Annotated in this window: 11 protein-coding genes and 1 pseudogene; 8 read left to right on the forward strand and 4 right to left on the reverse strand. The window is 63.9% G+C overall.

Annotated features, from left to right (window positions below; all coding sequences use genetic code 11):
• Positions 1-250 precede the first annotated feature (250 nt).
• Together EJ073_RS31545 and EJ073_RS12970 are read left to right on the forward strand one after the other, a co-directional pair.
• Positions 251-418 carry a hypothetical protein gene (locus EJ073_RS31545; RefSeq protein WP_189347915.1) on the forward strand — a complete coding sequence of 56 codons (168 nt, stop codon included), beginning with the start codon at positions 251-253 and terminating at the stop codon, positions 416-418.
• A 95-nt stretch (positions 419-513) separates the two neighbouring features.
• Positions 514-3,917, forward strand: a pseudogene (locus EJ073_RS12970) (acyl-[ACP]--phospholipid O-acyltransferase).
• Between the two features lie 108 nt (positions 3,918-4,025).
• On the opposite strand, the gene EJ073_RS12975 reads toward EJ073_RS12970, so the two are convergent.
• Complete coding sequence (locus EJ073_RS12975) at positions 4,026-4,913, reverse strand: hypothetical protein (RefSeq protein ID WP_126056089.1); 888 nt, start codon at positions 4,911-4,913, stop codon at positions 4,026-4,028.
• A 218-nt stretch (positions 4,914-5,131) separates the two neighbouring features.
• On the opposite strand from EJ073_RS12975, the gene EJ073_RS12980 reads away from it, so the two are divergent.
• Positions 5,132-5,800, forward strand: coding sequence for an N-acetyltransferase (locus EJ073_RS12980; protein ID WP_126056090.1), 669 nt, complete (start codon positions 5,132-5,134; stop codon positions 5,798-5,800).
• A 19-nt stretch (positions 5,801-5,819) separates the two neighbouring features.
• On the forward strand, positions 5,820-7,022 hold the full coding sequence (locus tag EJ073_RS12985) for a cytochrome P450 (RefSeq protein WP_189347781.1): 1,203 nt from the start codon (positions 5,820-5,822) through the stop codon (positions 7,020-7,022).
• 27 nt (positions 7,023-7,049) lie between these two features.
• Here EJ073_RS12985 and EJ073_RS12990 read toward each other — a convergent pair whose 3' ends face one another.
• The 3 genes from EJ073_RS12990 to EJ073_RS13000 all read right to left on the reverse strand — a co-directional run bounded on the left by EJ073_RS12990 (position 7,050) and on the right by EJ073_RS13000 (position 9,315).
• Entirely contained in the window at positions 7,050-7,958 is a 909-nt protein-coding gene (locus EJ073_RS12990) for a hypothetical protein (protein ID WP_126056092.1), read from the reverse strand.
• Between the two features lie 10 nt (positions 7,959-7,968).
• Entirely contained in the window at positions 7,969-8,823 is an 855-nt protein-coding gene (locus tag EJ073_RS12995) for an alpha-1,2-fucosyltransferase (protein WP_189375331.1), read from the reverse strand.
• 132 nt (positions 8,824-8,955) lie between these two features.
• Entirely contained in the window at positions 8,956-9,315 is a 360-nt protein-coding gene (locus EJ073_RS13000) for a hypothetical protein (RefSeq protein WP_126056094.1), read from the reverse strand.
• 310 nt (positions 9,316-9,625) lie between these two features.
• Between EJ073_RS13000 and EJ073_RS13005 the strand changes: the two genes are divergently transcribed.
• From EJ073_RS13005 to EJ073_RS13020, 4 genes are all read left to right on the forward strand, one after another.
• Positions 9,626-10,606 carry an EamA family transporter gene (locus EJ073_RS13005; protein ID WP_189375328.1) on the forward strand — a complete coding sequence of 327 codons (981 nt, stop codon included), beginning with the start codon at positions 9,626-9,628 and terminating at the stop codon, positions 10,604-10,606.
• 146 nt (positions 10,607-10,752) lie between these two features.
• Positions 10,753-11,211, forward strand: a complete 459-nt coding sequence (locus EJ073_RS13010; protein WP_126059199.1) for a DOPA 4,5-dioxygenase family protein — start codon at positions 10,753-10,755, stop codon at positions 11,209-11,211.
• Positions 11,212-11,680: 469 nt separating this feature from the next.
• The gene (locus EJ073_RS13015; protein WP_245455558.1) at positions 11,681-11,935 is read left to right on the forward strand and encodes a helix-turn-helix domain-containing protein; all 255 of its coding nucleotides are present in this window, start codon (positions 11,681-11,683) and stop codon (positions 11,933-11,935) included.
• A 216-nt stretch (positions 11,936-12,151) separates the two neighbouring features.
• A complete protein-coding gene (locus EJ073_RS13020) occupies positions 12,152-12,655 on the forward strand; it encodes a hypothetical protein (protein ID WP_126056095.1) in 504 nt (167 codons plus the stop codon).
• Positions 12,656-12,661 lie beyond the last annotated feature (6 nt).

The following is a 12,661-nucleotide window of genomic DNA, read 5'->3' on the forward strand; positions in this document are numbered from 1 at the left end:
TACTCGCGGCTGCCGCTCATTGGTCGCGGTCGCCGAACCTGGCCGAAGCCCCTCTTGTCGCCTTCATTTGAAAATTTGAACGGTGTTCACTTTTGTCTTGAACGCCGTTCACAATGTGCTAAATTGCGTTTATGAACATCGTTCATGGAAAATGAGCGGCGAAGCGGATGACGAAGCCTGCTGATTGTATCCGGCCCTGAAACCAGCCAGCGCCGACCCGGCTTAACCCTGAAACGAAAGGATCATATCGATGGCCACCAACAGCTATGTTTCCAACCATGCGAGTGCCTGGAAGACGTCCATCGCCATCACCAAGACGCTGCGTGACGCGGAGGAAACGGGCCGGTTCATCAACAGGCTGCAAGGCGCCAAGACCGAAAAGCTGATGATGGATATCAACCGCAGTAACGAAGTTTAACCGGCTTCCCGCTTAAAACGAGGCTCAAACCGCGCAAGCAACCGCTGACCGATCCATCTCGGATTGCTCGATGGCCTTGCCCAATGGAACTTGCCATGAACACCCATCTGATGATGTCGCGGCGCTTTGCGCCTCTCTTCTGGACGCAGTTCCTGTCCGCCTTCAACGACAACTTCCTGAAGAACACGCTGGTGTTCCTCATCCTCTTCACCCTTGCCGCGGACCAGGCGGCGTCATTGGTGACCTTGGCCGGCGCCATTTTCATGGCCCCTTCCTGCTCTTGTCCGCGCTTGGCGGCGAGATCGCCGACCGCTTCGACAAGGCTTTCGTGGCGCGCAGGCTGAAGTTCGTCGAGATCGGCGCCGCCTTGCTGGCCGTAATCGGCATCGCGCTGTCGTCCATTCCGGTGCTGCTCACGGCGCTGTTCCTGTTCGGCGTGATTTCGGCGCTGTTCGGCCCGATCAAATACGGCATCCTGCCCGATCACCTCGAGCGCAAGGAACTGCCGCGCGCCAACGCCTGGATCGAGTCGGCCACCTTCGCCGCCATCCTCGGCGGCACCATCGCCGGCGGCGTCGTCTCCGCCGACGGCATCGGCGTTGCGGTGTTCGGACCGATCATGATGGCGCTTGCCGTCGGCTGCTGGCTCGTCAGCCGCTACATCCCGGCGACCGGTGCGGCCGCGCCGAACCTGGTGATCGACAAGAATGTCCTGCGCTCTACCTGGCGTCTGGTCAGCGAATTGCGCACCAACCAACGCATCTGGCGGGCGGCGCTGATGGCGTCCTGGTTCTGGCTGGTCGGCGCCATCGTCCTTTCCATCCTGCCAACCCTGGTCAAGAATTCGCTCGGCGGCACCGAGATCGCCGTGACCGCCTATCTGGCGGTCTTCGCGGTCGCCGTCGCCATCGGCTCGGCCATCGCCGCCTGGATGTCGCAGGGACGCATGGTGCTGTTGCCCGCCCCGGTCGGCACCGCGCTGATGGCCGTGTTCGGGCTGGACCTCGCCTGGAGCGTGTGGGGCCTTCAGGCCTCCGCCCAGGCGCAGACGCTCAGCGCCTTCTTCGCCGGCCCGAACACCATCCGAGTCGCCATTGATCTCGCCGGCCTGGCGATCGCCGGTGCCTTCCTTGTCGTTCCCACCTTCGCGGCCGTGCAGGCCTGGGCGCCGGAGGACCGGCGCGCCCGTGTCGTCGCCGCGGTGAATGTCGTCAGCGCCGGCTTCATGACCCTCGGCGGCGGCATCGTCGCCGCCATCCAAGGCGCTGGCGTCTCGATCGCCGGCGTGCTGGCCGGCCTTGCCGTGGTCAATGCCGTCGCCGCCTGGCTGATGCTGAAATACCTGCCCACGAATCCTTTCCGCGATTTCGTCTCCATCCTGTTCCGCGCCTTCCATCATCTGGAGGTCGAGGGGCTGGACAACCTCAAGGCCGCCGGCCCGGCGCCGATCCTGGCGCTCAACCATGTCAGCTTCCTCGATGGTCCGCTGGCCCTGACGCTGACCGACGAGGAGCCGGTCTTCGCCATCGACCACACCATCGCGCAGGCCTGGTGGATGAAGCCGTTCCTGAAGCTCGCCCGCGCCCTGCCGCTCAATCCGGCCAAGCCGATGTCGACCCGCACGCTGATCAAGATCGTGCAGGGCGGCGATCCGCTGGTCATCTTCCCCGAAGGCCGCATCACCGTCACCGGAGGCCTGATGAAGGTCTATGACGGCGCCGCCATGGTCGCCGACAAGACCGGCTCGATGGTCGTGCCGGTGCGCATCGACGGGCTGGAGAAGAGCTACTTCTCGCGGCTGACGTCGCAGCACGTGCGCCGCCGCCTGTTCCCGAAGGTCAAGGTGACCATCCTGGAACCGGTGAAGCTCGAAGTTCCGCAGGAGTTCAAGGGCCGCCAGCGTCGCACCGCGGCGGGCGCCGCCCTCTATCAGGTGATGTCGGATCTCGTCTTCCGCACCGAGGACATCGACAAGACGGTGCTTGAGAAAATCATCCTGACGGCGAACGAGCGCGGCATGAAACAGCTCGCCGTGCAGGACCCGGTCACCGGCTCGCTGAGCTACGGCAAGCTGCTGACGGCTGCCGCCGTGCTCGGCGAGAAGTTCGAGCACCTCTATGCCAGCCAGCAGACAATCGGCATTATGCTGCCCAATGCCAACGGCGCATGCGCGACGCTGCTCGGCGTCATGTCGGCCGGCAAGGTGCCGGCGATGATCAACTTCACCGCGGGTGCGGCGAACATCCTCTCCGCCTGCAAGGCCGCCGAGGTGCGGACCGTGCTCACCTCCCGCGCGTTTGTCGAACAGGCCAAGCTCGGCGCGGTCGTCGAGGAAATCGGCCGCTCGGTGGAGATCGTCTGGCTCGACGACCTGCGAGCCGGCATCGGCCTCAAGGACAAGCTGCTCGGGCTGCTGCGCAAGACCACACCGCGCGTCGCCCGCAAGCCCGACGACGCGGCGGTGATCCTGTTCACCTCCGGTTCCGAAGGCACGCCGAAGGGCGTGGTGCTTACCCACCGCAACATCCTCGCCAACGCCGCCCAGGCCGCCTCGCGCATCGACTTCCACTCGGGCGACAAGGTGTTCAACGTGCTGCCGATCTTCCATTCCTTCGGCATGACGGCGGGCACGGTGCTACCGCTGATCTCGGGCGTGCCGGTCTATTTCTACCCCTCGCCGCTGCACTACCGCATCGTGCCTGAACTGGTCTACGCGTCGAATGCGACGATCATCTTCGGCACCGACACGTTCCTCTCAGGCTATGCGCGCACGGCGCATCCTTACGACTTCCGCTCGGTGCGCTACTGCTTTGCTGGCGCCGAGCCGGTCAAGGCGGCGACGCGCATGACCTATATGGAGAAGTTCGGCCTGCGCATCCTCGAGGGCTACGGCGTGACCGAGGCGGCGCCGGTGATCTCCATCAACACGCCGATGTACAACCGGTCCGGCAGCGTCGGCAAAATCATGCCCGGCATGGAGTATCGGCTGGATCCGGTGCCCGGCGTCGAAAATGGCGGGCGGCTCTACGTGCGCGGCCCGAATGTCATGTCAGGCTATCTGCGGGCCGAGAAGCCGGGCGCGCTCGAGCCGCTGGAAGACGGCTGGCATGACACCGGCGACGTTGTCTCCATCGATGAGGCGGGCTTCATCACCATCCGCGGCCGCGCCAAGCGTTTCGCCAAGATCGGCGGCGAGATGATCTCGCTGGCTGCCGTCGAGGCGCTGGCCGGCGAATTGTGGAAAGGCTCGCTGTCGGCCGTCGCAACCGTGCCGGATGCCCGCAAGGGCGAAAAGCTGATCCTGATCACGGAGGCTGCGAACGCTACCCGCGCGGATTTCCTGGCCTTCGCCAAGGCCAACGGGGCCATGGACCTGATGGTGCCTGCCGAGGTGCGCGTCGTTGCGAAAGTGCCGGTGCTCGGTTCCGGCAAGCTCGACTTCGCCGGCGTGACGAAGTTGGTGCGCGGCGAGGAAGACCTGAAGGTCAAGGCCGCCTGACGCGGATACGCGAACGGGCCGGCGCAAAACGCCGGCCCGCCAGGGCTACTGTCGGCCCGACTTTGCCATTGTTTCGCGCGCGCGGATCGATGGGCAAGGCATCGCGCTTCAGACTATTTTGCCACCTCGTCCAAAGACCTTCTGCAACACGAGCTTCAGCCGCTTGAACTCGTAGCGGCGCCGCAATTTGGCCAGCGTCGCTCGGTGGGCGGCGTCGATTTCGGGCAGCGAATCCGGCGCTGTCGCCTGGGGCAGCGCGAGCAGCGCGTTGGCATGGAGGTCGGCGAAAGGCTGCGGGTCATAAGTAGCGAACGGCGTCGGCGGGTCGCTCAGCACGGTCGGATTGCTGTTGATCTCGAACACTGTGGGCTGGCCGTTGGTCAGCGTGTAGTCGATGCGCCCGTATTGCATACGGGCCTTTTCGAAGACCTGCATCACCCATTCGGCATGTGGGTTCGCGGCAATGTAGGCCCTGATCTCGTCGATATGCGCCGGCAGGAGCTCCTCGTTCGAATTCTTGACGAACCAGGATTTCGACATGGCAATATGCTGGGCGTAGATCGTATCGCCGACCCGATAGGCGGCGAATTTCCGGTAGTATCCGTCCGGCCATGGCGCGCCGGTCATCTCCACCACGATCGGCCGCACCAGCCTGCGACCGTCCGGCCGGGCGAGTGCCGCGTCGAGCGCCGTCCGGTCGTGCAAAAGCGGCGGCTCTTCGTAGAGTGCGCCCACCTCGTCGCGGATGAAGACCGGATAGCGCATCGTGTCATCGAGCTGGTCCAGCCTGAACGCGCGAAAAAGGTTGCCGCCATCGTCACCAAGCACACGCAGCAGATCGAAGCGCTGCAGGCTGGCGGTCGGGTGGTTGAGCTGCTTCAGGCCCGCTTGCCGCGCCAGCGCGGCGCTCAGGTCTGATGCCCGCTTCATCTCCTCGGCGGTCAGCCGGTCCATGTCCGACCAGATCACCACGCCGGCGCGAACGCCGCGCAGCAATCCGGCATCCTCATAGCGAACCAGCCGGAACGATGCTTGCAGATCTGTGCGGTGATAGAGAAGCACAACCGCATGCGTATAAGCGTGCTTTCTATGTGTGACGTAGAATATCAAGCGATTGCGCCCCCCGATCCGCAGAATTGCAAACTGCAGTCTTGCTGACTAGCAAAAAGCTGCTACGCGCCCTATAGCGCATGGGCAAGCCGGGTGGCCGAGAGATGAACGTCGAGAATAATGCGCTTCCAATCCGGAAGCTGGACGCGGACGACATGCCGCTGCTGATGGAGCTTGAAGCTGCCGCCTGGGCCGGCCCGCTGCAGGCCAGCGAGGCGACCATCCGACGCCGGCTGGCGCTTGGCCACACCATGCTGGGGGCGATCGACGGTGACGTGCTTGCCGGCACGCTCTGCTTCACCGAAACCAGCCAGGACCCGCTGGTGCGTGCAGACTTTCCCGCGAATTTCGATGCCTTTGCGTCGCTGCCGCGCAGCGAGCCGGTGCACTCTCTTTATGCCTACAATCTCTGCGTCCGCCCCAGCCACCGCGGCGGCAACACGGCGATCCGGCTGCTGAAGGAGATGGAGCGCCACGGCCACCGCCTCGGCGCGCGCTGGCTGATCGGCGACGGCCGCTGCTCGGCCTATGCCGGCTCATCCGGCGGCGACGACGACCAGGTCAGGGCCGACCCGCGGTTTCGCGCTACCATAGACCGCTGGAACGAGACCGGCATAAGGCCGCCGCTGGAAGAGATTATCCGCGATCCGCTTCTGCGTCTGCACTACCGCGTCTACGACTGCGAATTCCTCTACGTCATGCCGGATTTCTTCCCGCAGGATGCCGCGTCCGGCGGTTTCCGGGTCATCTCGGCCAAGGACCTCAAGAAATGACGTGCGAGCCGGCCGCAGCATGACGGCTCCGTTCTTCGATCCGTTTGCGCTCGGCGACGATCCGTTCGCGCATTTTGCCGAGATGCGCGCACTGGGCGGCATAGCGCGCGGCGCGGCGCCCTATCCCGAACTCGCCGACGCGCATTACGTCTTCAGCCATGAGCTGGTGTCCCGCGTTCTGAAACATCCCGCCCTGCTGCAGGCGCCGCCCGGCAGGTATGAGGAGGTCCGCCGCAAGCTTGTCGACCAGGCGCCAATGGCGCTGCTCAGCCGGTCGGTGATGCTCGCCGATCCGCCGCAGCATGGCGGGCTGCGCCGGCCGGTTGCAGGCTTCCTCTCCAGACCCACCGTCGAGGCGCTGACACAGGGCCTGCGGGCGCTAAGCCGCGAGCTGGTCGACCGGGCGATGGCGGACGGCCGCATCGATGCCGTCGCCGGGCTCGCCGTGCCGGTCTCCTTCTGGCTGCTGCAGGAAATCATGGGCATCGAGATCGAGGATCCATGGGCGCTGAAATCGGTGACCAGCCGCATGGCTGGTGCGTTCGACCTGCGAACAGACCAGCCGCCGGCTGCCAGCGCCGCGGCCTATGGCGAATGCCGGGCCTTTGTCGAGGAGCGGCTGGCGCAACAGGCCTTCCGGCCGGACGGAATGGTCGCCCGCATGGCGCGGGAAGTCGCCGAAGGGCGCTGGTCGCGCGAAGACATGGTGGCCAACGTCGTGTTCATGCTGTTTGCCGGACAGGAGACCGTCGTCGACGCTTTCGGCAACGCCGTGGTCGCGCTGCACCGTTTTCCAGAGCAGCGCGCCCTGCTCGAGCGCCGGCTTGTCGACTGGAGCAGCGCGGCCGCCGAATTGCTGCGCTTTGGCGCCTCCGTGCAATACGCGATCGCGCGCATTGCGGCCGAAGACATCGACCTCGGCAACGTTGGGATCGCGAACGGCGAGGCGGTGGTGGCGGTGCTGGGCAGCGGCAACCGCGACGATGCGGTGTTCGCGGACGGTGACCGGCTGGACCTCACCCGCTCGCCGGCCTTGTCGTTGACCTTCGGCACCGGCCTGCATGTCTGCCTCGGCCAGCATGTCGCCCGGATCGAGATCGCGGCGATGCTCGAGGCGTTGTTCACCCGCGCTCCCGGCTGGCGGCTTGATGCCGCCGGCGCCAGGCGCCGCCCGTCGCTGTCGTTTCACGGGATGAGTACCGCGCCGCTTGTCCTCGCTTGAGAGGATCGCGCGCCGGGCCACCAATCCTCAGTCAAGGAAAAGCGGCCGCGTCTGCGCAAGGATCGCCGGATCGAGCGAGCGGACTATCTCCGCCACCTTGGCCCGCAGGACCTCGATCGCCGCGTCGTCGAGCGGATCAAGAATGTCATTCTGATCCCTCGTCGCGATATACTCTTCCAGCGAGGGCGCCTCGCTCGCCGGCGTGAAGCCTCCGCCGCGGGCGTGCTTGCTCAGCAATTCCTGCCGCGACTTCACCGCATAGTGGCGGATCCAGCCGAGCTTCCATTCCATCGGCATGGCGGCTTGATGCCTGTCGAGCGTCATGCCGTCGACCAGCGTCCTGCGCTGCCCGATCGGGAAGCCGTGCGGATGCGCCATGAACAGCATCGGGCTCCGCACGGCCTTCGGCAGGCATGACCCGACGCGCCCAAACGCCTTCTTCCAGCGCGCCGTCGGGGCGTCATGCCTGCCGCGCCGCGGAAACCGGACGGTGACCAGCTCGTCGTCATAGCCTTCTCTGCCGTCGCTGCCGAAATTCGCCCAGCGGAAGGCGACGCTGCGCACGCCGCGCCGGCTGAGCAGCGAGCGGACAAGCTCGGCGCCGCTCCAGGGCGGTCCGCCGAGCGGCTCGAGAAATTCGTCGGCGTCCAGGAAGCCGAGATAGCGATAGCCCTGGAACAGTGCCCGCCAGTAGAGGTGCGAATAGGCCCGCCGCTGCGGCTGCAGCCGATCGTGCCGCCAGTCGACCAGCTCGATCCAGCCGGCGTCGCGCAACGCCGAAAGCACCGCCGTCTGCGGCCCGGCGACGCAATTGTCGGCGATCATCAGATCGAAACCGTGCAGCTTGTGCCACGCGGTCCATTCGATCACATAGGGTTGCTCCAGCTTCATGATCGCGCAGATCACGGGCCTGTCGACCGAAAGCGGAAATCTCATCGCAACTCTTTCATCGTGCCAATTGCCGAAGTTCGATCTGCCGAAACTTGATCGCATCGCCATAGAAGGCCGCGAGCTGCTCGGCGGACGCTGTCCAGTCGCCGATGTCCAACTTATGAAAGCGGTAGCGTGCGTCGCCAGGCGGAAGCAGGTCGATGTCCGGCCTGATCGCCGGATCCAGGATGCCGGCCACCGGCAGGTGGATCGTGCGCGCCGACGACAGCCAGCAGGCCAGCCAGGCAAAGCTGCCTACCGACGCGACGACATGGCTTGCCCGGCGCAGCGTCTCGAAATCAGTCAACGGCGATGCCTTCGGCGCGAAGGCGGCATCGGGAAAGCGCTGGCGCAGGCGCCGGCAATAATCATTGTCGTCATGGACCTGGCCGACGAAGACCGGCTTGCGGCCACTGTCCCGGCTAAGGGTCTCGAAGAAGGCGAACGGCATCGGGCAGTAGTTGCGGTGGGAGCCGTCGAGTATATCGCCGGCCCGCACATGGATGACGAGGAATTCGTCGCCATAGGTCGGCGCATCGACTGCACGCCCGTCGAAAAACCCGGAAACCTCCATTCGATCGTAATAGCCCAACCTCTGTGCGAAGCCCTTGAACAGGATGCTCCGCGCGCGTTTCTCACGGAACGCGGCAGCGATCGTGTCGAGATCGTAGCGATGATAGCCTTCTACCCGAAGCGCCCGGTATCTCCACACAAGAGGCGGCCGCAGCTTGGCGATGGACCATTCCGGCAGATCGGCGTTGCAGACATAGCCGCCGGGAATGCGCCCGGCCAGCACATGGCTGAACATGTACTGGAACATCCTGTTTCCCATGCCGCCAAGCGGCCGCATGACGATCGGTACACGCCGCATCGAACCCCCTTGAAGCCGGCACCGGATCGAGCCTGTCGATCGCGATCCCGGCATTGTGCGCTGGAATAATCGCGTGAGGATCGTCTGATACGCAAGCCGTGCTTGTCGTCGCGTATCGGGGCCCAGTGCAGTCTAGGGATATTTTGTCTGAACTGCGATCGCGTCCCGGGAATCGCTCTCCAGGTCCTTCGGCAGCGGCAGGCTCGAGCAGTTCAAGTGCACCTCGCGGGCGAACAGCTTTCGCTGCTTCTGCTCGTGCTCCTTGATGGCCGCCACCAGCCCCATGCTGTACGGGCCAAGCAGGACGCCGAAGCCCCAGCCGGGGTGCTCCTTTTCGCGAGCGGCGTAGTTCGAGGCATCCATGCGGGCTTTCTGGCATTCCGGCGACGCCCATTTCGGGTCCTGCTGCGAAAGCGACGTTTCATAGTCGACCGGAGAGGTCACACACCCGGCCAAAGTCGCCGCCAGCACGACAAGCACTGCAATTCTCATCCACAAGCCTTTCCTAAAGCATCGCGGAGAAACCACAGATCGCTTGCTTCCACAAGGCGCGGGCTTGGACGAGGCAGCGAGAAACAGGGTTATCGTCGTTGGTCGCCCGGCTCAGAACTTGCGGCTGAGATAAGCGAGCATCGTGATCGGGCTGGGCGCGCATTGCCGGCAGGCTGGGCGCGACATTACCGGCGGCTCGGGCCTGGAAAGATTGCGCCTCCTACGCATGACTATTCTTGTGAGATGTAACATTCAAAGGCAGTGATATATTGCCGGCTTTGGCTGACGTTTCTTCAACGGGAGACATGGCATGCTGGCAATACCGATATCCCATCCAGGAGATCAGCCCGCCGTCGGGACGATATCCTCCTCGACCGGATCCTCCCCGACTCTATCGTCCTTGACCGGCTATCCGGCCGCCGTGCTGTGCTGGCTGCTTTCGGCCGGCGTCTACATCGCGGCCAAATGGGTGGCGCCGGAAATGCCGCCCTGGGGCCTCTGCTTCTGGCGGCTTGCGCTCGCCTCAGCCATCCTGCTGCCGATCGTGCACCGCCATCACGGCGCGATGATCACGCTGCTCAAAACCCGCGCGGTGGAGATCGTCGTCGTCGGCGCGATCGGCCTGACGCTTTGCCAGGGCATGATCTACCACGGCCTCAACGACACCGACGCCACAACGGCCGGCATCATCATGGCGCTGTCGCCGGTCATGACGATGGTGCTCGCCCGTTTTGTGCTTGGCGAGCCGCTCGGGCTCTGGAAGTCGCTCGGCGCGCTGGCGGCGCTTGCCGGGATGATGGTCATCGTCGCGCACGGCAACCTGACGGCGCTGCTTCAGCTCCGGTTCAATCCCGGCGAATTGTGGATCGTCGGCAGCGCGTTCTGCTGGGGTCTCTACACCGTGCTGCTGCGCCGTTCCAAATTCGGCCTCGAGCTGCTACCGCTGGTGGTTCTGCTGCTTGGCGCCGGCGCGCTGGTCGCCCTGCCCTTCCATCTGTGGGAACTGTTCAACGACGAACGCTCGGCAATGACCATCAACGGCCTGCTCGCGCTCGCCTATCTGGCGGGTCCGGGCGGCGCGCTGATGTACTATCTCTACAACCGAAGCGTGGAGACGCTCGGCGCCAGCCGCGCGAGCATGCTGCTCTACCTGCAGACGGTGTTCGTCGCGATACTGGCCTATCTGCTGCTCGGCGAGAACCTGCATGACTACGACCTGGTTGGTGCTGCCTTCATCGTGGCCGGCATCGTGCTCGCCACGGTGGTCAAGCCCATCCCGGGAAAAGCATGAAGCCGTCCGCAATTGCGCTTCGATAAGCTTAGGCTCCTGGCCCCTTCGGGAGCGGGCTGGCTCGGCGAAGCCGAGACGGAGCGGGCGCCGCCATTTGCGACCCTTCGAGCGGCCGGAGATTCCACAATCCCTGCGTCATCGATATGATGCGGCGATGGGGCGCGACATCAATCGAAGGGGAGCATCCGGTGAACGAAAAAGCCAGTCCAAGAACACTCGCGGAGATCGCCAGCTATCACGCCCATATCTACTACGCCGGGCAGCCTGAGCGGCAGCATGCCGAATGGCTGCGGCTTCGCATCGCAGAACGTTTCCGCGTGCGCCTCGGCAACTGGCGCGACGAGCCGGTCGGCCCGCATCAGCAGGCGATGTACCAGGTCTCGTTCGCCAACGCGCTCTTCGCTACGCTGGTGCCATGGCTGATGTTGAACCACGGCGGCCTGAGCATTCTCATCCACCCCAACACCACCAACCCCAAGCGCGACCATCTGATCGACCCGATCTGGATCGGCCGGCCGCTGGGTGTGAACGGCGAGGTGCTTGGGGACGAAGATGAGGCGGAGGAGGCACTGGAGGTGAATACGGAGCCGACGCTGGGGGCCTAGGGCGGCGTCAGTCCGACAGAGGGCAGGTCCTGGTTGAACAGGATCGCCGGGCTGGTTGGCTTGGCGCTTAAGCTGGCGACGTCGCATCATCAAGACGCAGCAGGCGCAATCGTAGCACGCTTGGCTACAGCCTTGCAGCTCTTGGCGGAATCGCCGACCCGTTTTGCGCATTTGTCTTGACGCAATTCCGGACGAAAAGCCGCTGCGCTTTCTGGAATTTCTTTAGACTGCTTCGCCGGTCTCAATATACCCCTTTCGGCTTAGTCCATTTGAGATAGATGTTGGCCCTCGACTCACACGTGAGTCAGGCCAATACTTCAACTCGTAAATTAAGCGAAGCGGGGGCTCGCGAACATGGATTCCGATATCATCTCGGGGATAGCTGTTACTTCGATCGTCGTCGGCTTCGCCGGTCAAGCCGTCTTGCTTTGGATCGCATGGCGCGGCCTTGAGTGGACGCCGGCGAAAGTTGTCGCGAGCTACCGAAGAGGGCGCTTCGCCGCAGCTGCCGGATTCGACCGAACTGCGGATCCTGGAGATCGCCGTTGCCTGCGGCTTTGAGTCTCCTTCGCATTTTTCAAAAACCTTCCGCGAGCATTTTGGAGAGGCTCCAAATTCTGTTCGCGCGCTCGCTCACGGCAGACGGGGCGGCCTGCGCTGCGCCGCAGGCGACTTGTCAGTGACACCACAAGCGTCGGGCCCAAAGCACCAAAATTATCGCTGAGGTTCGCAGTTCCGATCGGTCCGGATCGCAGTCCGCGCTAAACGACCAATTTGTCGCAACGTGTGCGGTACTCCCCGAATTGCCGGTTCCGTAGTATGGCGAATCGACTTTGAAAATTTGGAGATTCCAGTGCTTCGCCGCAGTCTTGTTGTCTTTGCAGCGGTTGCTCTTACCGCTTGCGTCTCGTCCTCCATTGACCCGCAGAGCAAGGCCTCCATGGGCTCCGTCTACGTGGAGCCTGTGCAGCTGTCGAAAGCCTCTGTCTTTGCGCCAAATTCAAGTGAGGCAAATGCAAGTTCCGGGAAAGTGCCCGCCACGGTATCAGAGGCTACTTCTCGTCTTCAAGAGATCGTGGACACGCGCACAAATCTCCGCGAGCTCATCGAGAGTCAGGCGAAGGAAGACCTTATTAGCAAGGGATATCGCGTAACAGACGCGGCATCGGGCGCCTCCGCCAAGCTGAAGATCAATGTCTACAACGCATTAAGCGTACCAGTCGGCGATGGGCGAGGCATTGCGATGACCGTCAGCGCTGAGATGGTTCGTTCATCGGACGGCAAACGGCTCATGTTCGCCGGCGCCAGCCAAATCAAGGATGCTGAAGCGCAGGGCGTTCGCATGGCGCCCTATGCCGAGTGGTTCACCAATGAGGATTTCCTCGTAGAGCAGTACCGTTTGGTCGCTCGGCTGCTTACCGCTCAGGCCCTTGCGGGCCTATAGAGACGT

It is taken from the genome of Mesorhizobium sp. M4B.F.Ca.ET.058.02.1.1 (genome assembly GCF_003952505.1).
Classification (GTDB): Bacteria; Pseudomonadota; Alphaproteobacteria; order Rhizobiales; family Rhizobiaceae; genus Mesorhizobium.

Excerpts from the sequence above, each read along its gene's own strand:
- EJ073_RS31545 (WP_189347915.1), top strand. The coding sequence starts at position 251 with ATGGCCACCAACAGCTATGTTTCCAACCATGCGAGTGCCTGGAAGACG.
- EJ073_RS12980 (WP_126056090.1), top strand. The coding sequence starts at position 5,132 with ATGAACGTCGAGAATAATGCGCTTCCAATCCGGAAGCTGGACGCGGAC.
- EJ073_RS12985 (WP_189347781.1), top strand. The coding sequence starts at position 5,820 with ATGACGGCTCCGTTCTTCGATCCGTTTGCGCTCGGCGACGATCCGTTC.
- EJ073_RS12990 (WP_126056092.1), bottom strand. The coding sequence starts at position 7,958 with ATGAGATTTCCGCTTTCGGTCGACAGGCCCGTGATCTGCGCGATCATG.
- EJ073_RS12995 (WP_189375331.1), bottom strand. The coding sequence starts at position 8,823 with ATGCGGCGTGTACCGATCGTCATGCGGCCGCTTGGCGGCATGGGAAAC.
- EJ073_RS13000 (WP_126056094.1), bottom strand. The coding sequence starts at position 9,315 with ATGAGAATTGCAGTGCTTGTCGTGCTGGCGGCGACTTTGGCCGGGTGT.
- EJ073_RS13005 (WP_189375328.1), top strand. The coding sequence starts at position 9,626 with ATGCTGGCAATACCGATATCCCATCCAGGAGATCAGCCCGCCGTCGGG.
- EJ073_RS13010 (WP_126059199.1), top strand. The coding sequence starts at position 10,753 with ATGCGGCGATGGGGCGCGACATCAATCGAAGGGGAGCATCCGGTGAAC.
- EJ073_RS13020 (WP_126056095.1), top strand. The coding sequence starts at position 12,152 with ATGGGCTCCGTCTACGTGGAGCCTGTGCAGCTGTCGAAAGCCTCTGTC.